This is a genomic window from Gordonia sp. UBA7599 (assembly GCA_002477755.1).
In the GTDB taxonomy this organism is placed as follows: domain Bacteria; phylum Actinomycetota; class Actinomycetes; order Mycobacteriales; family Mycobacteriaceae; genus Gordonia.
The window spans coordinates 421-23,843 of the sequence record DLKD01000011.1 but is presented as its reverse complement, the minus strand read 5'-3'; the positions used below and the strand labels follow the sequence as shown (position 1 = coordinate 23,843).

At 67.5% G+C, this 23,423-nt stretch carries 22 protein-coding genes; 11 read left to right on the top strand and 11 right to left on the bottom strand.

Annotated elements, in window-relative coordinates; translation table 11 throughout:
- Nucleotides 1–46: 46 nt before the first annotated feature.
- Entirely contained in the window at nucleotides 47–751 is a 705-nt protein-coding gene (locus B4L26_RS00925) for a hypothetical protein (protein WP_290714716.1), read from the bottom strand.
- Between the two features lie 47 nt (nucleotides 752–798).
- Here B4L26_RS00925 and B4L26_RS00920 point away from each other — a divergent pair, with 47 nt between their 5' ends.
- Nucleotides 799–1,584 carry a methyltransferase domain-containing protein gene (locus B4L26_RS00920; RefSeq protein WP_290714713.1) on the top strand — a complete coding sequence of 262 codons (786 nt, stop codon included), beginning with the start codon at nucleotides 799–801 and terminating at the stop codon, nucleotides 1,582–1,584.
- A gap of 18 nt (nucleotides 1,585–1,602) precedes the next feature.
- Here B4L26_RS00920 and rnhA read toward each other — a convergent pair whose 3' ends face one another.
- Nucleotides 1,603–2,058 (bottom strand): ribonuclease HI, encoded by a 456-nt coding sequence (rnhA, locus tag B4L26_RS00915; protein ID WP_290714712.1) that lies wholly within the window; start codon nucleotides 2,056–2,058, stop codon nucleotides 1,603–1,605.
- Between the two features lie 113 nt (nucleotides 2,059–2,171).
- Between rnhA and B4L26_RS00910 the strand changes: the two genes are divergently transcribed.
- The 4 genes from B4L26_RS00910 to B4L26_RS00895 all read left to right on the top strand — a co-directional run bounded on the left by B4L26_RS00910 (nucleotide 2,172) and on the right by B4L26_RS00895 (nucleotide 6,104).
- Nucleotides 2,172–3,437, top strand: coding sequence for a DUF4185 domain-containing protein (locus B4L26_RS00910; RefSeq protein WP_290714709.1), 1,266 nt, complete (start codon nucleotides 2,172–2,174; stop codon nucleotides 3,435–3,437).
- Nucleotides 3,438–3,602: 165 nt separating this feature from the next.
- Entirely contained in the window at nucleotides 3,603–3,860 is a 258-nt protein-coding gene (locus tag B4L26_RS00905; RefSeq protein WP_290714706.1) for a hypothetical protein, read from the top strand.
- The gene (locus B4L26_RS00900; RefSeq protein WP_290714704.1) at nucleotides 3,857–5,395 is read left to right on the top strand and encodes a hypothetical protein; all 1,539 of its coding nucleotides are present in this window, start codon (nucleotides 3,857–3,859) and stop codon (nucleotides 5,393–5,395) included. The genes B4L26_RS00905 and B4L26_RS00900 overlap by 4 nt, the downstream gene beginning before the upstream one ends.
- Before the next feature lie 103 nt (nucleotides 5,396–5,498).
- Entirely contained in the window at nucleotides 5,499–6,104 is a 606-nt protein-coding gene (locus tag B4L26_RS00895; RefSeq protein ID WP_290714700.1) for a class I SAM-dependent methyltransferase, read from the top strand.
- 40 nt (nucleotides 6,105–6,144) lie between these two features.
- On the opposite strand, the gene B4L26_RS00890 is transcribed toward B4L26_RS00895, so the two are convergent.
- From B4L26_RS00890 to B4L26_RS00880, 3 genes are all read right to left on the bottom strand, one after another.
- On the bottom strand, nucleotides 6,145–6,567 hold the full coding sequence (locus B4L26_RS00890) for an MmcQ/YjbR family DNA-binding protein (protein ID WP_290714698.1): 423 nt from the start codon (nucleotides 6,565–6,567) through the stop codon (nucleotides 6,145–6,147).
- Between the two features lie 38 nt (nucleotides 6,568–6,605).
- Nucleotides 6,606–7,463: an alpha/beta fold hydrolase gene (locus B4L26_RS00885; protein WP_290714696.1), complete on the bottom strand. Its 858-nt coding sequence runs from the start codon at nucleotides 7,461–7,463 to the stop codon at nucleotides 6,606–6,608.
- Nucleotides 7,464–7,587: 124 nt separating this feature from the next.
- Nucleotides 7,588–9,564 (bottom strand): M13 family metallopeptidase, encoded by a 1,977-nt coding sequence (locus tag B4L26_RS00880; RefSeq protein ID WP_290714694.1) that lies wholly within the window; start codon nucleotides 9,562–9,564, stop codon nucleotides 7,588–7,590.
- A 122-nt stretch (nucleotides 9,565–9,686) separates the two neighbouring features.
- Here B4L26_RS00880 and B4L26_RS00875 point away from each other — a divergent pair, with 122 nt between their 5' ends.
- The gene (locus B4L26_RS00875) at nucleotides 9,687–10,445 is read left to right on the top strand and encodes a pirin family protein (protein ID WP_290714691.1); all 759 of its coding nucleotides are present in this window, start codon (nucleotides 9,687–9,689) and stop codon (nucleotides 10,443–10,445) included.
- Nucleotides 10,446–10,602: 157 nt separating this feature from the next.
- Entirely contained in the window at nucleotides 10,603–12,384 is a 1,782-nt protein-coding gene (locus tag B4L26_RS00870; protein WP_290714688.1) for an NTF2-like N-terminal transpeptidase domain-containing protein, read from the top strand.
- 4 nt (nucleotides 12,385–12,388) lie between these two features.
- On the opposite strand, the gene B4L26_RS00865 is transcribed toward B4L26_RS00870, so the two are convergent.
- Together B4L26_RS00865 and B4L26_RS00860 are read right to left on the bottom strand one after the other, a co-directional pair.
- The gene (locus B4L26_RS00865) at nucleotides 12,389–12,844 is read right to left on the bottom strand and encodes a DUF3054 domain-containing protein (protein ID WP_290714685.1); all 456 of its coding nucleotides are present in this window, start codon (nucleotides 12,842–12,844) and stop codon (nucleotides 12,389–12,391) included.
- Nucleotides 12,845–12,883: 39 nt separating this feature from the next.
- Entirely contained in the window at nucleotides 12,884–13,771 is an 888-nt protein-coding gene (locus B4L26_RS00860; RefSeq protein WP_290714683.1) for a homocysteine S-methyltransferase family protein, read from the bottom strand.
- 87 nt (nucleotides 13,772–13,858) lie between these two features.
- Here B4L26_RS00860 and B4L26_RS00855 point away from each other — a divergent pair, with 87 nt between their 5' ends.
- Nucleotides 13,859–14,458, top strand: a complete 600-nt coding sequence (locus tag B4L26_RS00855) for a TetR/AcrR family transcriptional regulator (protein WP_290714681.1) — start codon at nucleotides 13,859–13,861, stop codon at nucleotides 14,456–14,458.
- On the opposite strand, the gene B4L26_RS00850 is transcribed toward B4L26_RS00855, so the two are convergent.
- Entirely contained in the window at nucleotides 14,439–15,641 is a 1,203-nt protein-coding gene (locus B4L26_RS00850) for a lysylphosphatidylglycerol synthase transmembrane domain-containing protein (protein ID WP_290714679.1), read from the bottom strand. The genes B4L26_RS00855 and B4L26_RS00850 overlap by 20 nt on opposite strands.
- 54 nt (nucleotides 15,642–15,695) lie before the next feature.
- Between B4L26_RS00850 and B4L26_RS00845 the strand changes: the two genes are divergently transcribed.
- Genes B4L26_RS00845 through B4L26_RS00835 form a run of 3 tightly spaced genes read left to right on the top strand, consistent with a single transcriptional unit; the run spans nucleotide 15,696 to nucleotide 18,702 of the window.
- Nucleotides 15,696–16,841 carry an AI-2E family transporter gene (locus tag B4L26_RS00845; RefSeq protein ID WP_290714677.1) on the top strand — a complete coding sequence of 382 codons (1,146 nt, stop codon included), beginning with the start codon at nucleotides 15,696–15,698 and terminating at the stop codon, nucleotides 16,839–16,841.
- Nucleotides 16,838–18,055: a MacS family sensor histidine kinase gene (gene macS / locus B4L26_RS00840; RefSeq protein WP_290714675.1), complete on the top strand. Its 1,218-nt coding sequence runs from the start codon at nucleotides 16,838–16,840 to the stop codon at nucleotides 18,053–18,055. Before B4L26_RS00845 ends, macS begins: the two co-directional genes overlap by 4 nt.
- Nucleotides 18,052–18,702, top strand: coding sequence for a response regulator (locus B4L26_RS00835; protein WP_290714672.1), 651 nt, complete (start codon nucleotides 18,052–18,054; stop codon nucleotides 18,700–18,702). Before macS ends, B4L26_RS00835 begins: the two co-directional genes overlap by 4 nt.
- A gap of 10 nt (nucleotides 18,703–18,712) precedes the next feature.
- Here the strand turns inward: B4L26_RS00835 and B4L26_RS00830 are convergent, their stop codons facing one another.
- From B4L26_RS00830 to trmB, 3 genes are all read right to left on the bottom strand, one after another.
- Complete coding sequence (locus tag B4L26_RS00830) at nucleotides 18,713–21,757, bottom strand: MMPL family transporter (RefSeq protein WP_290714670.1); 3,045 nt, start codon at nucleotides 21,755–21,757, stop codon at nucleotides 18,713–18,715.
- Nucleotides 21,758–21,868: 111 nt separating this feature from the next.
- Nucleotides 21,869–22,534: an NYN domain-containing protein gene (locus tag B4L26_RS00825; RefSeq protein ID WP_290714668.1), complete on the bottom strand. Its 666-nt coding sequence runs from the start codon at nucleotides 22,532–22,534 to the stop codon at nucleotides 21,869–21,871.
- Nucleotides 22,531–23,274: a tRNA (guanosine(46)-N7)-methyltransferase TrmB gene (gene trmB, locus B4L26_RS00820; RefSeq protein ID WP_290714666.1), complete on the bottom strand. Its 744-nt coding sequence runs from the start codon at nucleotides 23,272–23,274 to the stop codon at nucleotides 22,531–22,533. The genes B4L26_RS00825 and trmB overlap by 4 nt, the downstream gene beginning before the upstream one ends.
- Between the last annotated feature and the right edge of the window lie 149 nt (nucleotides 23,275–23,423).

Sequence of the window (23,423 nt, the reverse complement as noted above, 5' to 3'; positions counted from 1 at the left end):
GGTTGAGGGCGACCCACTCGGCAGTCGAGGAGGGCCCAGTCGGCGCTCAGGCCTCCAGCTCTCGGGCGATCGAGCGCTCCAGCTGCTCGGCGCCTGGAACCGGGACGTCGATCAAGCCATCCAGCTCGGCGCGCGCCTTCCGATACGCGGCCTGCCTTTCGGCAGGTGTTGCGGCCTCGTCGGCGGCGATCATCACCAACCGGCGGGCGCGCTCCAAGGATTCACGCTCGACCGGCGAGAAATCGGCCTGCTTGCGACGACGGGCTTCGCGCTCGGCCGCGTCGAATGCTGCGGCGTAGTCCAAGACCGCGTCGCGGTACTCGAATAAGGCGGCGGCGTCGACCTTCGCGGGGTCGGGCACCTCGTCGGCACCGGGTGACTCGGAGATAACGATCTGGGGCCGCAGCATGTCTGCCCGACCCTTGGCCTTGTGGAACTCGCGCGTGAGAGGCTCGCGGACGTCGACGAGCATCGGAAAGCGGATGATCGTCGCGAGGTCGATCTCGTAGTCCCACCACCGCTTGTCCACGTCGTCGTGGATCCGCAGCGTGGTGCGCAGTTGCTCGGCGTTGAGTCGCGTGACCCGTCGCTCCTCGATGTCGGCGGCCGAGCGGACCCGCTCCATCTCGAGCTGGTGCCTGCGCCGATTGGCGATGCCCTTGCGGTACTCGCGGACCATGAACTTGCCGAAGTAGGCAAGCGGGAAGATCAGCCACCAGTTCCAGGCCAGCGCGGAGAAGACAGGACCCACAATTCGATCGTAGCCATGCCCGCCGGAACCGGACTACTGTCGAATTCGTGGCCACCTGGGATCCGTCGGTGTATCTCGCCTTCGCCGACCACCGCACCCGACCGTTCGTCGAGCTGATCAACGCCGTCGACCTGGGGCCCGAGCAGGTCGCCAGCATTGTCGACCTCGGCTGCGGTCCGGGCCACCTGACGCAGTACCTGCGACGACGATGGCCCGACGCTCAGATCCTCGGCATCGACTCGTCACCGGAGATGATCGAGCAGGCGAGCACCGAGAACGACGATCCGCGGGCGTCCTACGCGGTCGAGGACGTCTCGACGTGGCTGCCGGCCGGGCCCGTCGACCTCATCGTCTCCAACGCGATGTTCCAGTGGGTCGATGATCAGTGGAACGTCTTGGACCGCCTGCTTGAACGCCTGTCCCCCGGTGGGGCCATCGCGCTCAGCGTCCCCGACAACGCCGAGAAGCACGCGCACCGGTCGCTCTATGAGTTGGCCAGTCGCGAGCCGTATGCGGAGCACCTCCTTGAGGCGCGGCGGCTCCAGCACCTGGGCGCCGACCAATACCTGCGGTTCTTCACCAATCGCGGACTCCGGGTGAACGCATGGGCGACGACTTACCTGCAGATCCTCACCGGCGACGATCCGGTGTTCACCTGGGTCTCCGGTACTGGTGCACGTCCCTTCCTGCAGGGCCTCGATGACGATCTGCGCGCGACGTTCGTCGAGGAGTACAAGGCGATGCTGAGGGCGGCGTACCCGTCCGAGTCCTTCGGGACGGTCTTCCCGTTCACGCGCACCTTCGCGGTGGCGACCAAGACGTCGCCCGCCTGACCCGGTGACGAGTACTTCCTATCCCCCGTCGCGCAACGCCTTGGCCGCCGATGTGGCGAGTTCGTCGGCGATCTCGTTGTAGTGGTCGCCGTTGTGGCCCTTGACCCATTCCCACGTGACTTTGTGGCGCGACTCCTCCTCGATCAGCCGCTGCCACAGTTCGACGTTCTTGACGGGCTTCTTGTCCGCGGTGCGCCAGCCGTTGCGCTGCCAGCCGGCCACCCACTTCATGATGCCGTTGCGCACGTAGCTGGAATCGGTGTACAAGATCACCGTCGACGGCTTGGTCAGGGCCGCCAGGCCCTCGATTGCCCCGGTGAGCTCCATCCGGTTGTTCGTCGTGTCAGCCACGGCTCCGGACAGGCGCTTTTCGTGGCCCCGATAGCGCAATACCGCGCCCCAGCCGCCGGGACCGGGATTGCCCAGACAGGCACCATCGGTCGAGATCTCCACAACACCGGGGTCGCCGCTCACAGGGAATCAGGGTACCGTCACGACGATGTTGCGATTGGGTCGCGACCCTCGCGCACCCACCACTGACTATTCACAATAGTCACGCCAGTAACAAGCTGATTGGATGTACCCGCATGCCCGCACGTCGTCGTTCCCTCGTGGTCGGCCTGACCGTCGGCCTCGCCGTGACCACCCTGACGTTGGCAGCACCGGGTGCCCACGCTTCACCCTGCAACGCCCTGGGCCCGGTAGGGCACGACGTCGGCAGCACCGGCAGTGCGGCGTCGTCCCGGATCGGCATGGGGAGCCTCGACTTCGGCAGCTACTCGGCACCGGGCAAGAAGCCGCAGATGCCGCTGAAGAAGCTGAAGGGCGGACCGAGCCAAACGGTCCAATGGGTGACCGGACCCCTCAGTCCCAACCGCACCGACAAGCGGTTCTCGATCACCGCGACCGACGTCGGCGTCTCGTGGGACAACGGCTCGGGCCAGGTGCTGATGGCCTTCGGCGACACCTGGGGCAAGTGCAACGGTGCGCTGGTGTGGCGCCACAACACCATGCTGCGGGCCAAGGGCAGCAGCGACGTCTCCAAGGGCATCACCTTCCCGAATGCGCGCCCAGGCGACATCCGTTCGGGTGCTTCGGTGACCCCGGCACAGCCGACGTTCGCGCAGCCCATCACCAACGCGATCGGCATCCGGAACATCGAGGTCGGGCGCATCCCGACGGCGGGCATTTCGATCGGCGGCGTGCAGTACCTGTCCTTCATGTCGATCCAGCGGTGGGGCGAGGCCGGTCGGTGGGAGACCGGCTACTCGGCGCTCGCCAGCTCGCACGACAACGGCCAGACCTGGCAGGTGCAGAACAACACGATCCGCTCCCGCTACGAGTTGAACCTGCCCGGCGTCCCGCAAACGTCGACGGGGCAGGGCCGCTTCCAGGTGAGCTCGTTCCTACGCCAGGGTGACTGGGTCTACCAGTACGGCACCCCCAACGGCCGCTTCGGCGCGCTGTTCCTTGCACGCGTCCCCGCGTCGCGCATCCTCGATATGAACGCCTACCAGTACTACAACGGCGGCGGTCGGTGGTCGAACTACAGCGGTGATGCGACGAAGATCGCGACGGAGCCGATTGCCGAGGTGTCGGTGCGCTACAACAACTACCTCGGCAAGTTCGTCATGCTGTCCTCGCGCAAGGGCAGCATCACGTTGCGCACTGCCCCCAATCCCGAGGGGCCGTGGAGCGGACCGCGCACGATCGTCTCCGCCAGGCAGATCAGCAAGCTGTACGCGCCGTACATCTGGCCGCGCGACACCGGCGGCGCACTGTACTTCGTGGCGTCGCGCTGGGATGACTACAACGTGATGCTGATTCGCACCGACCTCTCCTCGTTCCGGTAGAACAGCGCCCGGATATCGCGTTGACCGGCGGTTTTACCTCGACGAGGAGTCGACTGCCGGTGCGGTGACCGGGTGGGGCGGGGGAACCGCCCGGAGAGCTGGTGCGTCCAAACCAGCATGACAACACCGATTCCCTCCCGCCCTTTCGGCGTCGAGCCGAGCGAGATGGCCGCTCTCGCCCAATCCTGGCAACGCAGCGGCCACGTCCTGGGCACCCTCGACGTTGACGACCTCGAGAACACCGCGGGGACGGCCCGCTGCATGAACGCGGTGCGCTCGGCTGCCGGACCGACGAGGCGTGTCGTCCGAGGTGTCGCCACGCGACTCGACGCCTTGAGTCAGATCGCGCGCCGGTTCGGTGCGTCGGCGAGGGCCGACGACGACGCTGCCGCGGCAGCGCTGCGTGGACTGGCGGACCGGTGATGCTCACCGTCGACGAGGTTGCGGGCTGGCCCGAGGAGCCGCTGGCGTTGGCGGCGCGGCAGGCCCGGGATACCGGTCGCACGTTGCGGACCGAGGTGACCGGTGCCCGCGCCGAACTGACACGGTTGAAGAGGTGGCACGGACGGGCCCACGACGCGGCAGCGCATCGCCTGGCGCAGGAGGCCGACCACGCCGAGGAGATCGCCCGGGTGCTGGCGGCGTTTGCCGACACCGCTGCCGCCGCGGGAACCGAACTCGCCGCTGGTCGAGACACGGTGATGCGGCTCGTCGGTGAGCAGTCCGGTATCCGCGCCGACGGGAAGGATCGCGCTATCGACACGGCGGAAGACTCCGCCCAGCCGGACGCGAAAGTGCGGGCCGCTCTCGCCGACCTCGACGGGATCGACCGACGCCGCGCATCGGAATTGTCGCGCCTGAGTGCCGACCTCGACGCGATGGTCCACGGCCATGTCACCGTTGCGACCCCGGAGGGCCGTCGTGATCCTGATGGCATCGTCAATCGACTGGTCGCCCTGACCCCCGAGCAGCGTCGCGACCTGTTGCGGCGGATGAGCTCGGGCGATGTCGACCGGGTGGTCGCCGCAAACCCACAGGTGGTGGGCAACCTGGACGGCGTGCCCTTCGGTGTCCGGATCGTTGCCAATCGGCGGAGCATCGAGGAGGCGCTCGAGGCGGAGATAAGCCGCGGGGCCGGCGACGGTCCCCGTGCGCACCAGCTTCGGGCGATGCTGGGGACGATTCCCGACCCGCACCATCCGGGCCGACGTGTTCGGCGGCAGTTCATCACCTTTGCCAACACCAAGGCGGGGCGATCGATCGAGATGTTCGGGGCGTGGTCGTCGCAGACGCGTGGCGCGGCCGTCTACGTTCCCGGGACTGGAACGAAGATGGACTCCGCCGGCGCCAACCGGACCGCGGCGTGGAACTTCGCCAACCGCAGCGGGGCGCCGGTGTTCCTGTACATGGACGGACAGTTCCCGCCGAACCTCGCCGCCGCGGCGTCGCCGGGCTTCGCGACGTCGATGGCTCCCAATCTCGTGGGCTTCTCACGGGCGCTCGACGCCGAGGTCGCCGATCACGCCCCGGGGGCGGCGACGACCTACATCGGACACTCCTACGGTGGTGCGGTCGTGGGTACCGCTGAGCAATTGGGGCTGCGGGCTGACCGCGTGGTCTACGCTTCCGCGTCGGGTACCGGAGTACTCCCGGGTGGCGCCGATGCGTGGGTCAATCATGATGCGGCACAACGGTATTCGGTGACCCCGCCGGGCGATCCGATCCAGCCGGTCCAATCCTCCGGCGCGCACGGCGGTGACCCGGACAACGCTCCGGGGGTCACCCGCATGGATTCCGGCGACTACTCCAACGGCGAGCGGGTGCGGGGCGTGCACGGCCACGGCGCCTACTTCGACGATCCCGGCAGCGATGCCTTCAAGAACATGGTCGCCGTCATCCGGGGCGAGCCGGTGACACCCTACGTCGAGCGCGAGCCCGACATGCCGCGTCCCGGGTGACGCGCGTATCCAACACGGCGAGCAGCTTTCCATCTCGTTGCGATGTTGGTGTGCGCCTTGCCGTGGTGGAAACGCACGGCATGTGTGCGCCTAGGGTGGATTCATGTCGACACCTTCGCCCCGCTGGATCACCGAGACCGCACCCGGCCACAGCGAGTGGTACATCGAGCGCTTCCGGACGATGGCTGCCGACGGGGCCGACCTCGTGGGCGAGGCGCGGCTGATCGACGCGATGGTGCCGCGCGGCGCGCGAATCCTCGACGCCGGGTGCGGGCCGGGGCGCCTCGGCGGCTACCTCCACGAGGTCGGGCACCGCGTCGTCGGAGTCGACGTCGATCCCAAACTGATCGCCGCTGCGCAGGAAGACCATCCGGGTCCGAAGTGGCTCGTCGGGGACCTCGCCGAACTTGATCTCCCGGCGCGCGACGTCACCGATCCCTTCGACGTGATCGTGTGCGCAGGCAACGTCATGGTCTTCCTGGCGCCCGGTACCGAGGCGCAGGTGTTGCGGCGACTGGCGGCACACCTCGCCGACGAAGGGCGGATCGTCGTCGGGTTCCACACCAACCGGGAACTGGCACTCGACGATTTCGACGAGGCCGTCGTCGAGGCCGGCCTTCACCTCGACCTGCGACTGGCGACGTGGGACCTGAGGCCGTGGGCCGATGATGCGGACTTTGCGGTCTCGATCCTTCGTCGTCGGCAATAGCTGATCGGACCAGGCCCAAGTACTACGGACTCGACTCGGTCTAGTCCGCCGGTAGGCCGTTCTCGGCCAGCCACTTCCGGGCACGCGTGGTCGAGGCCTGTGAGAGCCACGCCTCCTGGACTAATTCGACGATCTCGTCGCGGCTCACCTCGGCCAGCCGGCTCGCGCGGATCAGCACCGACGGGTGCCCGGCGAAATGCGCAGTGGTGAAGAACGGGCTCTCGGGATCCTCGACCAGGGCAAGTTTGTCGCCCTCCCCGGCAACCCAGATGACTATCACATCGGTATAGCGTTCGCCGGTCTGAGGATCGACGGCATCCGGACGCGGATTGCGGAAGAAGATGAACGACTTCTGGCCGACTTGGTAGACCTCATTGCCCTGAGAACCGTCCGTCACGGTGACGTGCGGCATGGCGAGCGCCGCCTGGTGTATGTCGTCGATGCGGGCAGGCCGGAAACTCATCCCACCACGGTAGGCGGGTTCGCCCCGGCTTCGTTGCTCTAGCGGGCGAGGAAGGCCGCGACCGTCGACTCGAAGGCTTCCTTGGCCTCGATCATCACCCAGTGCCCGCACTTGGGGAAGATGTGCAGCTCCGCGTCGGGGATGAGGCGCATCGGCACCATCGACATGTCCGGCGGGCTCACCCGGTCGTCGCGGCCCCACGTCAGCAGCGTCGGACACGCGACCTTGTGCATCATTGCCCAATAGGGCGCGATGTCGGCGGCGGCGAGGAACTGCTGCTGCATCTCAAAGGCTTTGGAGCCGTACATCATCGCCGCGGTCTTCTGTGCGTCGGGATTGATGGCGGCCTCCCAGCGCTCCTCGATGAGCTGCTCGGTGACGATCGCGCGGTCGTAAACCATCGAATTGAGCCAGCGGATCAGCTTGTCGCGATCGGGGGCGTCGGTGAACTCCTGCAGCAGTCGCAAGCCCTCGCTGGGGGAGGGGCTGAAGATGTTGGGCCCGACCCCACCGATGGTGACCAACTTCGCCACGCGCTCAGGCTTCTTGATGGCCAGGTTGATGCCGACGACGCCGCCCATCGAGTTGCCGATCATTGCTGCGGACTCGATGCCCAGCCCGTCCATGAACCGCGTCACCGAGCTACCCGCGGTGAGCACCGGGTGCCCCTCGACGGGCTCGCTCACGCCGAACCCGGGGAACTCGACGATGAACGTGCGGTGCGTCTGCGCGAAGAACCCGAGGTTATTGCGGTAGTTGCGCCAGCCGGTGACGCCGGGGCCCGACCCGTGCAGCAGGATCAGCGGGGGAGCGTCGGGGTCGCCAGCCTCGTGATAGACGATTACGCCCTTGTCGGTCGCCAGTTCGCGCTTCGTTGCGTCGTATGAGACATCCACGGACCAATACTAGAACAGGTTCTAGTTTGGTGGGAAGGGGCCCATTGGCGGTGCGGGACGGCCCACTCGACGACGGGGGACGGCCCACTCGACGACGGGGGACGGCCCACTCGGCGGGCGGTGGCTACCAGATGCGCACGCGCTGCGCCGGTTCCAGGTAGAGCTTGTCGCCGGGCTGCACGTCGAAGGCGTCGTAGAAGGCGTCGATGTTGCGCACCACGCCGTTGCAGCGGAACTCCGGCGGTGAGTGCGGGTCGACGGCGAGCCGCTTGATGGCCTCCGCGTCGCGCACCTTGGAGCGCCAGATCTGCGCCCAGCTGTAGAACAGGCGCTGATCGCCGGTCATGCCGTCGATCACCGGAGGATCGGGGTGGGCGAGGCGATAGGCGACCACCGCGATCGACAGCCCGCCGAGGTCGCCGATGTTCTCGCCGATCGTGAACTCGCCGTTGACCTTGTTCGCCGCATCCAGTCCGGTCGGTGTGAACTCGTTGTACTGGTCGATGAGTGCGCGCGTGCGTGCGGCGAACTCGGAACGGTCCTCGTCGGTCCACCAGTCGATGAGGTTTCCTTCGCCGTCGTACTTGGCGCCCTGGTCGTCGAAACCGTGCCCGATCTCGTGCCCGATCACCGCTCCGATGCCGCCGTAGTTGACGGCGTCGTCGGCATCGGCGTCGAAGAACGGCGGCTGCAGGATCGCGGCGGGAAACACGATCTCATTCATGCCCGGGTTGTAGTACGCGTTGACGGTTTGCGGGGTCATGAACCACTCGTCGCGGTCGACGGGCGCCCCGATCTTGGCGAACTCGCGATTGTTCTCGAAGGCCGCCGCACGGGCGACGTTCCCGATGAGATCACCGCGGTCGACGAGTAGAGCGGAGTAGTCGCGCCAGTGCGCCGGGTAGCCGATCTTCGGGTTGAAGGACTCCAACTTCGCCAGCGCCTTGGCGCGCGTGGCCGGGGTCATCCACTCCAAGTCGCTGATGTTGCGCCGGTAGGCCTCGACGAGGTTGGCGATGAGCTCGTCCATCCGGGCCTTCGCAGCCGCGGGGAAGTATTGCGCGACGTAGCTACGACCGACGGCGAATCCCATCGCCTCTTCGACAAACGCGACACCGCGCTTCCAGCGCTCCCGGAGCTCGGGCGCCCCCGAGAGCGTGCGCCCGTAGAACGCGAAATCCTCGTCGACGAACGCTGTGGGGAGATACGACGCCGCGGAGTGGAGGAGCTGCCACCGCAGCCATGTCTTCCACTCGTCGAGCGGACGGGAGGCGATGAGATCGCCTGCGCCGGAGACGAATTCGGGTTGGCGCACGACGACTTCGGCGAACACCGGGTCGTGCGTGGAACCCAATCCGGCGATCCACTGCTCGACGTTGAAACTGCCGGCCAGCGCGGCGAAGTCGCCGTAGGAGAGCAGGTTGTAGGTGCGCTCGGCGTCGCGGCGGGCCACAACGTCCCAGTGGTGGGCGGCGATCGCAGTCTCGAGATCCAGGATCGTCGACGCAGAGTCGGCTGGATTGTCGAGGCCGGCGAGTCGCAGCATCGCCTCGATGTGGTTGCGGTAGTCCTCGCGGATCGCGGCGTACTTGTCTTCGCGGTAATAGCTCTCGTCGGGCAGGCCCAGCCCGGATTGACTCAGATGCACGAGGTAGCGCGACGAGTCTTTGGCGTCGGTGTCGACGTAGAAGCCGATCAGGCCGGAGACGCCGTGGCGCTGAAGCCGACCGAGGCGTCGGGCGAGGTCGGCCGTGGTGGTGACGGCGTCGATGGCGGCGAGTTCGTCACTGATCGGACCGATACCCAGCGCCTCGATATGCGAGGTGTCCATGAACGACGCGTAGAGGTCGCCGATTTTGCATTCGTCGGTGCCGGATTCTGTGTGGGACGCCGCGGCGGCGACGATCAGGTCGCGCACGTTCTCCTCGGCCCGGTCGCGCAGCACGATGAAGGAGCCGTCGATGCTGCGGTCGGCCGGGATCTCGTGCGTCGCCAGCCACTTGCCGTTGAAGTGGGCGTACAGATCGTCCTGGGCGCGTACCGCATCGTCGGTGTAGGAGGAATCGATGCCGGAAGCAGGGGTCGCAGTCACGGCATCCATCCTGCCGTAAATCCGTCGAGTGGGTTGCCGACGTCCGCCGAGTGGGCCGTCCCGGACCGTCGAGTGGGCCGTCGCGCACCGTCGAGTGGGCCGTCCACATGATCCCGGGGCACACTGGACCCATGGGTTACGCGGTGCATCGCGCCGGCGACCGGTTCACGACGACGACGGACTGGTTGTCGTCGGCGCACAGCTTCTCCTTCGGCGACCACTACGACCCGGGCAACACCCATCACGGCGTGCTCCTGGTCCACAACGACGAGACGCTGCGCCCGGGCGAGGGCTTCGCCACCCACCCGCATCGGGAGACCGAGATCGTCACGTGGGTGCGGTCGGGGAGCCTCGTGCACCAGGATTCGCGCGGGAACAACGGCATCGTCTATCCGGGTCTGGCCCAGCGGATGAGTGCGGGCAGCGGCATCGAGCATTCGGAGCGCAACGACACCTGGACCTCGGCCGATGGGCTGCGTGTGGAGGGTGCCGGGGCCGTCGACGTCGACTACGTGCAGATGTGGGTGATGCCCGACGAGTTCGGCCTCGACCCGGGATACGACCAGGCTGACGTTTCGGAGCAGCTCGCGGCTGGCGGCCTGATCCCGATCGCCTCTGGGGACCCTCGCCTCGATTCGGCGATCCGAATCGCGAACCGCTCGGCCACCCTGTGGGTCGCGCGATTGAGCCGGGGCCAACGGGTGGCCATCCCGGGCGGCCGGTTCGTGCACCTGTACGTCACCGACGGCGCCATGCGCTTGGACGGCCGGCTGATCACGGCTGGTGACGCCGTCCGAGGAACCGACGTGGGCGGCGAACTCCTCGTCGGCGATTCCGCCGAGACGGCCGAGGTGCTCGTCTGGGTGATGAGCATTACCCTTGGCGAATAAGAACGAGTAATATCCGCGTTATTCAGGGTTAGTCGAAGCGGTGGGTTCCGAGCCTCGTCGTCGTGGGCAGTTTGTTATTGCGGTGTGACGGTGTTGCAACGGATTCGGGGCGCGTCGAGATCGCGCCCGTGTGTGACAGATGTGAAGATTGGGACCTATGAGGCAAGAGGGTATTGCGCGGACGGCTGCGACCAGAGGGTCGGGCCAAGCAGCGCTGCGTGCTGACCAGGTGGTCACTCGACGGCGTTGGGTCGCCGCGTTCGGCGTGGGGATCACCGCGGTCGTGGCGTGTGGTGCGGCGCTGACCTCCTGTTCTTCGGCGCCCAAAGGCGCAGCCCTGGTGATCAACGACTTCGCGTCGGCGGTCTCCAAGCAGAATTTCGAGCGCGCGGCATCGCTCACCACTGCGCCGGGTCAGGCGAAGGACGCCCTGCTCGTCACGAAGGAAGGCATGCACCCGTCGGGAATCCAGACGAAGGTGCTGCGCACCATGAGCTACAGCGACGGGACCGCCGGCTTCACGCTGAAGACGACCTACATTTGGGACACCGTTGCCGAGGGCGGCGACCGGATCGACGGCAAGGCCCCCGATCGCAAGTTCGTCACCGAGACCCAGGGCACCGCGCGCAACGTGTCGACGGGGTGGAAGGTTCAGTGGGAGCCCTCGATCATCTACCCGGGCCTGCGTCCGGGCGGCCGCATTCTGGACGTCCGTACCGACGCGCGGCCCACCCCGCGGGTCCTCGCGCGTAACGGCAAGCCGTTCATGGTCATCGCGCCAGTCCGAGAGGTAGTGATCGATCCGGCAGCGACCCCCGACCTCGGTCGGACCGTCAGCGCGCTCGCGGGCGTCATCGCTCCGATGGCGCCGCAGATCACCTCCGAGGTGATCCTTGAGAAGATCGCCCAACAGCCCGGCCAACCCGTGGTCGCGGTGACGTTGCGCGAGCCCGACATGCAGGTCTTGGCCGGCGACCCGGGGAAGATCCGCGGCGTGACTGTGCGCCGGACGGATCGTTTGGTCATGACCGATCGCCGGCTCGATTCGCCGTTGGAGGAGGGACTGACCAACTACTGGCAGGCGATCCGCGACGTCACCGCCGGTTGGCAGATCGTCCTCGACCAGCCCGGGGCGCAGCGGCAGCGCCTCGACGGCCACCAGGGCCCGCCCGGACCCAACGTCGCCACGACGCTGGATCCGCGTGTCCAGAACGCTGTTGGAATTGCCGCGATCGAGGTCGCGCAACCGACCACCGTCCTCGCGCTCGACGCCACCACCGGCGGAATCCTCGGCATGGGCCGCAACAAAGCGGCGACCGAACGCGGGATCAGCATCGACGGTGAGTATGCGACGGGGTCGACGCTCTCGGCCGTCTTCGAGTCGGTGATTGCCCAAGCCAAAGCCCAGAACACCAGCACCGATGAGTTGCTCGACCGCCTGGGCCTCGGCGTGGCGTTCACCATCCCCGGGGCATCGTCGCCCCAGCGCAACGGTATCGGCGTCGACAAGGCCGATTCCGGCGCCAAGGCTGACCAACGTCCCGGCGAGGTCCGCGCCTCGATGGTCAACGTTGGCGCACTCGGCGTCGCGCTCGCCCGCGCAGTCGCGGGGGAGAGGACCTCTGTCGCGCCCTACATCGTGAAGGGGCAGCAGACGCGCGTCGACGAGGGTCAGCTCGGCGCCTTCGACGGCGAGCTGGCGCGCCCCGTCCTCGATGCCATGGTGGCGACGGTGCGCACCGGCGACGCGAGCGATCTGCGCAACGCCAAGGGGTTGCGTGCGCTGGTGGGCACTAACGGACCCAACGGGCCGGGGTGGTTCTTGGGGATCATCGACAAGAAGGTCGTCGTGGTCTACTGCGAGGGCGAGCACTCGGGCACCGCCGCGCTACAGGCCGCGCAGAAATACCTGTCGGTCCGCAACGACCGCCTGGAATGATCGGCTACTGCCGCTGCCGACGGGTGACTAGCCGGTAGGCGCGGTTGGCGACGATGCGCCAGCCGACGAGGAAGAGGCACAGCACCACCGTGGCCACGCAGATGAAGGCGGCCGCAGTGCCCTGATGGAGGACCGCTCGCAGGGTCATCCCGACGGCCACCGTGAATATCCAGATGGCTACCCCGAAGGGGACGGGCCGCTCGGGCCGGAACACGCGCGCGCCAGCCGAGTCCGGCGACCCGATGTGGGCGTAGACGTACATCAACGACCAGCCGACCGCGGCGCCGGCCAGGAACGGCCACGCGGTGTCCACAACGCCCAGGACGGTCATGTCCTTGCGGTGGCTCTCCCGACCGGAGGCGGCGAACAGCGCGATCATCACAACGTCGACCACAGCCGTCACCAATAGCGGTAGCTGCAGTGTCGGGCCGGGTTGGCGGGTATTCACTCCGGTGGTCATCGCCCTCCACCGTAGCGGCCTCTGCGCATGTCAGGGCGCTCAGACCCCCCACATCGCGGCTACGTGACGGGCATCGGTGCCACAGCACCCACCGAGTTCGACCACGTTTCCGAACTGCTCGAGCAGCGGCTTCTGCACGGCGGCGAGCTCGTCGGGGTCCCCGTCGTCGAGGGTATCGGCGGCATCGAGCTCGTCGTGGCTGCGCCGGGACGCATTGACGCGCAGGCCACCGATGCGATCGCGCCAAGCACCGTCGTCGATGGCTTGTGAAATGTGATCGGGGTGGGCGCAATTGACCAGGAAGTACTCCGGTGCTGCTTCGGCATCGACCGTGGTCACGGCTGTGCTCAGTGGTGTGCCGTCGGGGAGCCGTCCGTCGGTTTCGACCGTGAAGCCGATGGCTACCGGGATTCCGACGTCGGCGGCGGCGCGGGTGATGCCGATGGCCTCGCCAACGTCGGCGATGGTCAGCGCGACGGCTCGGTCGGCTCCGGCCGAGCGGAGGGACGCGAGTTGAGGTCGGTGGTAGGCGGCGGCGCGGTCGGGGTCGACGCTGGTGCTCTGATACCCGTCGCCGCGTGGTCCGATCATTCCGCTGATCCGGTGCCCGACCAGCTCATCGGTGCGTTCGGCGGCGATCTCGGCGAGGAAGTCGACGGCGGTCCGGTTGACCCGGTCCAAGGCCTCGGCGTCGTAGCCCAACGTGGCCGCGTGGTCAGGGTTGGCGCGCCAGGTCGGCGTCTCCAGATTTATCGGTGCACCAGCGCGGAGCGCGATGGCGACGTAGCCCAGGTAGTAGTCGCGCATTGCCGCTCTCCCCTCGGTCGTGTCGAGCAGTGGGAATGCGGCGAATTCAGGGAGGTCGAACCCCCGGTGGAAGACCAGCTCTGTTTCGAGACCCCCGTCGGTGACGTAGCGCGTGTTCATGATCGGACCCTTCAGTTGAATCTGCAACAGACTGATTAGTCTGGTACGTAAGTTGTAGCAGACTAAACAGTCTGAAACAATGGTGTCATGCCCCGGGACGGATCACTCACGCGACAGCGGATTCTCGACGCAGCCCAGAAATTGGTGATCGACAACGGGTTCGGAGCCACCAGTGTCGACGCGGTGATCGCGGCGTCAGGGTCGTCGAAGGGGGCGTTCTTCCACCATTTCGCATCGAAGCAGGCGCTGGCCGAGGCGCTCGTCGACCAATATGTCGTCGGCGACCTGCAGCTCCTCGCCGACGGCTACGCGGCGGCGGAGTCGGCCGGCGACGACCCGGTGGACCGGCTGGAGGCCTTCCTTCGGTACTTCGAGGGCATGGCCGACGAGATCATGGCGGGAACGACCGGCTGTCTCTACACCTCGGTTCTGGCCGAGCAGCATTTGATCGACGCGGGGACTTCAGTGCCAATTACCGCGGCCACCGAGCAGTGGCGCGAGAGATTCGGGGCTCTTCTCAGGGCTGCGCTCGACGGACGTCGCGATGCCGACATCGACGCCCTCGCCGATCATCTGTGGGTGACATTCGAGGGCACCTTCCTCCTGGCGCGGACCACCGGTGAGCCCGAGCAGCTACGGCGCCAGCTCGCGGTGCTGCGCGAACTGGTCAGCGCCTACGTCGGCTAGGGGAGTCGCCGGCGTCGTCCCCGCCTGGGGACCCGTCGTCGTCGCGGGCCGCGCCGGCGTCATCACCGCCATCGGGGCGTTCGTCGCTGAAGCCCACCAGCGGGCGGTCGGGGTCGGCGGGAGCGCCAGCCCGCAGCCCTTCCTCGAGGTCGTCGGCGTGGTCGATGTCCGAGCGGAACCGCGTGCGGAACATCACCAGGATCACGACCCACCCGATCAGTGACACGATCGCCCAGCTGACCAGGCGATAGAGGATCACCGCGACTACTGCGTCACCGGTCGTCATCCCGGCCGGGACCAGTGCGGCGACCATGGCCGCGTCGACAATGCCAAGCCCTCCCGGCAGCAGCGGGATGGCCGTGCCCACCGCCGTCGACGCGGCGTAGGCCACCGCGACGCCGGTGATCGACGGGTGCGCGCCGATCGCCCAGCAGGCGAACAGCAGACAGCAGACGTCGGCAATCCAGTTGAAGAGGCTCCACCCGAAGGCGATTGCGGCCTCGCGCCGGGTGAGCTGGACCGCGCCCAATTGGTCGATGAGACGAACGAGGCGTTCCTGGCCAGCGTCCTTGGGGCGGTTGCGGACGTCGTTGTACCAGGTGAGTATTCGCGACGCCCACGCATGCACCGTCGCCGGATGACTGGCCAGGTACTGCAGGACGGCGACGAATGCGACAAAGCCGAGAATCGAGAACAGCGTCGAGTAGGGGCTGGTGCGCGCCCCGGCCAGGACGGCGCCGCCGATGCCGAGCATCGCCAGCCCGACGCCGGCGAAGAGCCCCGACATCACCACCTGCCACGACGCGACGACGGGATTGGCGCCCCAGCGGCGGGTCTCGCGGTAGGTGAACGCGGGCGCGAGGACCTGACCTCCCGGCATGGTCTGGCTCAACGAATTCGCGGCGAGCACGACCGAGAGCGACCGCCATTGGGAGACGACGACACCGGCTGAGCGGAACAGGGCGCGCTGGACCCGTGCGAAGCTGTCCAGGTTGGCCATGGAGGCCACGAAACAGGCCGACAACCAGCCCCAATGGATGTCGCCGACGCGGTCCCATGCGGTGGAGAACTGGTCGCGGATGAGATAGCCCTCGACGGCAAGAACGGCGATGATCGCAACCAACATGACCCAGCGAAGCGACTTGCGGCCCCGTTGCCAGATCGCGCTTCGCGATTTCGCCATGCTGGTCAGGGTACCTAACCCCGCGATCGTGCTCGTCTGCCTACTCTTGGACGCGTGAGCGAATCGTCGAACAAAGAGAAGCACCCAGTCACGCCCGGCGTGCGCGCCGCGGCTTCCTGGTCGTGGCGGTTGCTGGTCATCGGAGCGCTCATCGTGGTGCTCTTCATGGCCTTCAACCAATTCAAAACAGTCCTCGTCCCGGTGGCGATCGCAGTCCTGGGCACAGCGGGGCTCGTGCCCATCGTCGATTTCCTCGACCGTCGCGGGTTGCCCCGGTCCCTGGCCGTCGTCATATCGATGGTCGGCGTGCTCGGAATGCTCGGCCTCGTCCTGAGCTTTGTGGTCCGCGAGTTCATCAAGGGGTTCCCGGACCTGATGGCCCAGGTGACCCGAACGGTCAACTCGGTGAAGGAATGGTTGATCGAAGGGCCCCCCGGGTTGGACGCCAAGCAGGTGAACAACGTCGGCCGAGACGTGATCGAATTCCTCAACCACAATCAGGAAAAGGTGACCAGCGGCGCGCTCGCGACGGCGACCACCGCCACCGAGATCGTCACCGGCGCGTTCCTCACCATGTTCCTGATGATCTTCTTCCTCTACGGCGGCGGACAGATCTGGGGCTTTCTGACCGGCGTCGTCCCCATCGAGCATCGGCAACGGACCTACGACGCCGGCAACGCCGGATTCGGCACCCTCGTCGGCTATGTGCGGGCCACCGTCGCGGTCGCGATGGTCGATGCAGTGGGCATCGGAATTGGGTTGGCCGTCATCGGCGTCCCACTCGCCCTGCCGTTGGCGTCACTGGTGTTCCTCGGTGCGTTCATCCCCATCGTCGGTGCGCTGGTCACCGGCGGTGTGGCCGTGCTGGTCGCCCTGGTGACCAAGGGATGGCTGGCCGCCGTCATCGTCCTGATCGTCGTCGTCGCCGTTATGCAGCTGGAGAGCCACGTGCTGCAGCCGTTCCTGCTCGGCCGATCGGTCCGTCTGCACCCCGTGGCGGTGGTGCTCGCGATCGCGGCCGGCATCGTCCTCGCCGGAATCGTCGGCGGCCTGCTCGCCGTGCCGTTGATCGCCTTCCTCAACACGTCTATCCGCAAGCTGAAGGCCTGGCCCGACGATCCTCACGATGGATCGGAGATCGAAGTCTCCGGCGTCGTGCTCACTGCCGACGCCGACCCCCCGATGTGGGACACGAGGTGACCGACGACTCCCCACGGGCGCAGGCGCGCCGGGCCTGGCTGGCCCGGGTCCGGGAAAGCGTCGACGAAGACGCCTCGGCCCCGCTCTGGCGCGCCGCGCAAGTGTTCCGGGCGCTCTCGCTGGTCTATGCGATCGGCTATCAGGTCTCGATCAACGGACAACTGGACCGGCCGCGGACCGCCGCTGTGCTGGGTGTGGTCCTACTGGTCTGGTCGGTCGCCTGCGCCGTCGCGTATCTGACCGGGTTCGGGCGCAACTGGAAGTGGGTCGGCGCCGAGATCGTCATGACGGTCGCACTGCTGCTGTCTACGTCGTCCGTGGCGTCGACGACCTGGATCGACGAGAACCAGCCGTGGCCGACGACGCTGTGGGCCTGCAACGCCGTCATCTCCGCCGCCATCCTTGGCGGTGCCGCGGGCGGAGCACTCACCGGGCTCCTGGTGTGGGCGGCGTCGGTGTTCGTGAAAGGGCAGGTCAACCTCAACTTCGGCCGCAACGCCCAACTCATCCAGCTGCTGTTCCTGGGCCTCGTCGTCGGCTGGGCTGCGACGAGCGGACGGCGCAACCATGAACTGCTGACACAGGCCGCGCGGTACGCCGCCGCCGGTGAAGAGCGCGACCGGCTGGCCCGTCACGTCCACGACGGCGTTTTGCAGGCGCTCGCGCTGATCTCCCGCCGCGGACGCGAGATCGGCGGCGATACGACGGCGCTCGCGGAGATGGCCGGTGAACAGGAGAGGGCTCTGCGCCGCTTCCTCACCGAGCGGGCCGACGAGGATCGCGCGTACGGCGACCCGGCACCAGACGAGGGGGGCCGGGTCGACCTCGCGGCCCTGCTACGCCGGTACGCCGGCGAGGACGTCTCGGTCAGCACCCCGCGCGAAGCGGTCACCGTCCCTGCCCGCATCGGTGCGGAGGTCGACGGAGCCGTCGGCAACGCCCTGGACAACGTGGTGCGCCACGCCGGTCCGGGGGCGCGGGCCTACGTCCTTCTCGAGGACCTCGGCAGCGAGGTCGTCATCAGCATCCGCGACGACGGTGTGGGCATCGAACCGGGGCGCTTGGCGGCGGCGGAGCAGCAGGGCCGCCTCGGTGTCGCGCAGGCGATCGTCGGGCGCATCGAGGCGCTCGGTGGACGCGCGGAACTCGACTCCGCACCCGGAGCCGGGACAGACTGGGAACTGACCGTGCCGATCGACGAGGAGCTGCCATGACGATCCGCGTGATGATCGTCGACGATCACCCGATGTGGCGCGACGGAATCGAGCGCGATCTCGTCGCCGAAGGGTTCGAAGTCGTCGCCACCGCCGATGGGGTCGGTGCGGCGGTGCGCCGGGCCGCCGCCGTGCAGCCCGACGTGGTCCTCATGGACATGCAGCTGCCCGACGGCAGCGGTGCGCAGGCGACGGCCGAAGTCCTGGCTGCGTCGCCGTCGTCGCGAGTCCTGGTGTTGTCGGCCTCCGACGAGCGCGACGACGTGCTCGAAGCGGTCAAGGCCGGGGCCACCGGCTACCTCGTGAAGTCGGCCTCCCGCGACGAGATGGTGGCCGGGGTGATCGCCACCGCCGACGGGCAGGCGGTCTTCACGCCCGGACTGGCGGGCCTGGTCCTCGGCGAGTTCCGCCGCATGTCGGCCGGCGGCGACCCCGAGAAACCGGTCTTGTCACCGCGCGAGACAGAGGTCCTGCGCTACGTCGCCAAGGGGATGACCGCCAAGCAGATCGCGGCCAAACTCTTCCTCAGCCATCGCACTGTGGAAAACCACGTACAGGCCGCGTTGCGCAAACTGCAACTCGCCAACCGGGTCGAACTCGCCCGCTACGCGATTGAGCACGGATTGGACGACGAGCCGAGTCCGTAGCGGGTTTCCGCTACGACTCGTCTTGGTCGCGCGAGCGGCGAAGCAGGTCCTGGACGCTGATCTCCTTGTCGCGGTTGCCCGCAGCGCGCTTCCCGTCGGCATCGGGATCCTCGGCCGACGTGAACGCCGTCGGCGGGGCGACCTCCGACCCTGCCGGTGACACGGGGGGCGGCGTTGGCGTGGGATTCGGCCCGCTCGCTGGCGCTCCCGGCGCCGGCGTGGGATTCGGCCCGCTCGCTGGCGCTCCCGGCGCCGGGGTGGGATTCGGCCCGCTCGCTTGCGGTGCGGTGGCATCCGTCAGACGGATCCCTCCGACACCGAGCCGCCACGAACCGGTGTCGGGTGCGCTCGCGTCCGATGTTGCGCCAGCACTCGATCCGGCCCGCTCGCCCGACTCGGTCGCACGCTTGATTCGCGACTGCACCTGCGGTGCGGGCGGGGGCGTGGGATTCGGCCGGCTCGCTGGCGCTGCCGGCGCTGGTACGGAATTCGGGCGCGGAGTGATCGGCGGCTGCTCGGCCGACGGGACGATCCGCGGCTCGCTCGGTGCGACCGCGGGCGAGGGGATCGGCCCGCTCGGCTGCACGGCGGGTGATCCGATCGGCTCACTCGGCTGCACGGCAGGGGAGGGGGCAGCCTCGGCTGCGCGACGGGGCGCGGTGCCTGAGGCACGGGGGAATGCGGACGTGGGGGCCGTCGCGATCACCGTGCCGGCCGACATTGAGCGTGCGGCTGCGACATTGGCGTCGACCATCTGGTCCGGCTCGACCTCGAGGATCGTCTCGCCCAGGCCCAGCTTGCGCTGCATCGTCTTCATCCACTGGGGCGCCCACCAGCAGTCGTCGCCGAGCAGCTTCATCGTCGACGGGACCAACAGCATGCGGATGACCGTCGCGTCGAGGATCAGTGCCGCGATCATGCCGAAGGCGATGTACTTCATCATCACGATGTCCGACAGCGCGAACGCACCGGTGACGACGACGAGGATCGCGGCGGCGGCCGTGATGATCCGGCCCGTGTGCGCCGTGCCGACGCGGATCGCCTCGGTCGTCGACGCGCCCTTCTGTCTCGCCTCGACCATGCGGGACAACAGGAATATCTCGTAGTCCGTCGACAGACCGAACACGATCGCGATGATCAACACCAACACCGCGGCGAACAGCGGACCCGGTGTGAAGTTCAGCAACGACGCGCCGTGTCCCTCGACGAAGATCCACGTCAAGATGCCCAGCGTCGCACCCAGGCCGAGTGCGGAGACGAGCGCGGCCTTGATCGGCAGGACGATGGAACCGAATGCCAAGAACATGAGGAATCCGGTGACCAGCACCAGGATGATCGTCATCAGCGGAAGTCGCTGCAACAGGGCGTCGATGGAGTCCTGCGTCAGCGCCGGGGTGCCCGCCACGTAGACGTAGCGCAACCCATGGTGGTCCATGGACCGCAGGTACTTGATCGCGTTGGCTGTCTCCTTCATGTCCTTCGGGTCCCGCAGACCCGCCGACATTTGGACCAGACCATGGCCCGAGTCACCCCACGAGCCGCTGAGCGCACCCTCGTCGGCCGAGAGTGAGAACTCCTTGGTGAAGAAGCGCTGATCCGCCGGCACGTTCGCGTCGTGCTTGTTGGCCGTCTCGGCGAGCGCGGCGAGGCGGTCCTGATCGTCGGCGTTGTTCTCGTCGTAGACGACGATGAGCTTGATCTCCTCGGTGCGCTCCTTGGGGAAGGCCTTGTCGAACGCCTCCTGCGCCATGCGCGTCGGATTGTCCGGGGGCAGGTACCGCTCGCTGATGCCGCCGAATTGGATGTTGCCGAACGGGATGATCAGCGCGAGGAGCAACAGGACGGTCGGGATCGCCGTCATCAGCGGGTGCTTCATCACCCAGCCGGCCAGCTTGCCCCAGAAGCCGTCTTCGACTTCCTGCTTGGTCTTGGTGCGGCGCAGGAACGAGAAGCCGAACGCATCTACTCGGGGGCCGAGGATCGACAGGATCGCCGGCAGGACGGTGATCGAGAGGAATGCGGCGAGTGCGACTGACGCGATCGCCCCGTAGGCCACCGACTTGAGGAAGGCCTGCGGATAGATGAGCAGACACGCGATCGCGGCGATGATGATCGTCGCGGAGAACCACACCGTCTGACCGGCAGTCATCACGGTTCTTCGTATCGCGGCCTGTGTCGTATAGCCCTCGGCCAATTCCTCGCGGAATCGGCTCACGATGAACAGGCCGTAATCGATCGCGATGCCGAGGCCGATGAGCGTGACCACCGACTGGGCGAAGACGTTCAGCTCGGTGACCTGCGTCAGAAACTTCATGATCCCCAGCGAACCGGCGATCGTCAGACCGCCGATCAGGACGGGCAGTGCTGCGGCGATGACGCCGCCGAACACGAAGAACAACATGAGTGCGACGACGGGCAGTGCGATGACCTCCGCACGTCGGATGTCGTGTTCCATGCCCTCGCTCATGGCGTTGGCGATCGGCTGCAGGCCCGCCAGTTGGAACTTCGCGCCCTGTAGGTCGAAGCGTTCGTCGATGTTGTCGAAGGCGGGGCGCAGCTCCTTGTAGTTCTGCAGGATCGACGTGTCGTCGTCGCCCTTCACGCCGATGCTGATGAAGGCCTTGTTCTCGTCGAAGTTGAAGGCGTGCGACCGGATGATGTCCTGCGCGGCCTTGGCCGCCTGGCTGTTGTCGGCAAGATAGAACGGGTCGACGATGCCGGGGTCAGTGCGGCCGACGAAGTCCTTGGACTTCGGGTTTGTGACCAGGTCGTTGACGAAGTTCTCCATCTTCGTCCCGAACTCGAGGTCGTCGATCTTGACGCCCGGCGGCGGGGTCACCAACAGGACGATGTCGGACTTGTGGTCGCGACCCAGGACCTGGTCGGCCAGGATCGAACCCTTGACCGACTGCGAGGTGGGGTCGAACCACCCGCTCTGCGACAGGTGCTTGGGCAGGTCCAGCCCGTAGAGGCCGAGACCGGCCATGAGGGCGACCATGGCAGCGATGACGGCGTACCGCATCCGATACACGAATGCGCCGATCCATCCGAACACTGTCGGTTCCTTTCGTCACGCGGCGGGTCTGCGCCGTGACTCGGGCGGACCACGTCGGACCATTCTTCCAGGTCATGCCTGAATGCAATCTGAGCAGGGCCGATAATCCAGTTATCGGAGCAGCGCCGACAGCGGCCGGAACGGCGGCAACCATGCGCCGTCGTCGGGCAGCGCGTCGAGGGTGATGCGCGGCAGCGGCTCGCGGAACACGTTCGGGATGTCCTCGAGGTCGACGAAGCGCAGGCCGTCGACGCCCTGCGCCCAACTCGCGTGTTCGCGGAATCCGATGACGGTGACCGCGGTCCCCTCGCCGGCGATCTCCAGCAGCGGCTCGCGAAACGCTTGGCCGTCGGCCGAGGCCACGATGAGCCCCGCCAGACCGGTGGTGTGGCGACGGACCTCGATGTGGTCGAGCATGTCGTCGTCGACGTCGGAGTCCTCGGCGAGCTTGGGCTTGGCGAACACCGCGTAGCCCACGTTGCGCAGCGCATCGACCCATGGCCGCACGACATCGGCGCTGCCCGGGGTCACGTTGGTGAACACCGTGGCCTCCGCCTCGACGGGTCCTCCGCCCGCGGCGGTCCGCAGTGCTTCGGCCTGGGCCAGCAGCCATCGACCGACCGCGTCGAAACGCGGCCGATGCGCCGCGGTCGGGCGTCCGCCGATGATCGCCCCGAGGCCCATGTCCATGTTCGGGGCGTCCCACACCAGCAGGACGCGCCTCGTCGAAGACTGGCCGGAGATGATCTCGCCGACCCCGGCGGTGTCCGCGCTCATCGTCGACCCTCGGCTCGCACCAGGACGAACTCGGTGACAGTGCGCCCCTCGTCGGCGGCGCGACCCTCAAACTTGGTCGTGGGCCGGGCCAGCGAGATCGGGCTGTCGCCGGTCAGGGGGACGACGTGGGTCTGCGTCGTGTCCTGGTTCTCCAACAGTTCCCGGATCCACTCGGTGTAGTCGGCGTGGTCGGTGGCGATGTGCAGCACGCCGTCGTCGACGAGTTTCTCGGCCATGGTCGCGAGCGTGCCCGACTGCAGGAACCGGCGTTTGTGATGCCGGGCTTTGGGCCACGGGTCGGGGAAGAAGACGCGGATGCCCAGGAGGCTCTTGGGCTCGACCAGCTCGTCGAGCACCACCACCGCGTCCCCGCGGATCATGCGCACGTTCTGCAGCCCGCCGCGGTCGACGAGGCCGACTAGCTGGGCCAGCCCGGGCTGGTAGACCTCGACGGCGACGACGTCGAACTGCGGTTCATCGGCCGCCATCGCAGCGGTCGAGATGCCCGTGCCCGACCCGATCTCCAGGATCAGCGGTGCGGTGCGGCCGAACCATCCTTCGGCATCCAACGGTGGTTCGACGACCTTTCCGTCGGTGTCGGCGCTGGTCAACAGGTCTCGACCCAGGATGGGCCACAGATTCTCCCAATTGCGCCGCTGGCCGGGCGTCAGCGTGCCGCGCCGGAACCGGAAGCTGGTCACGCGCGGGTACAACCTGGACTGATCGACGGTATCGCTCACCCGAACATGGTCTCACCTGATTACATGGCAGCCGTCGGCTACGGGGGGATCGACCGGTCTTCTGCGGATTCCGGCGGACCGGGGGGTCGATGGTGGGGGAACGGCGCGGTGCCCGCTTCGGGCGCGTGGCGGTGGCCGGGTCGCCCGGC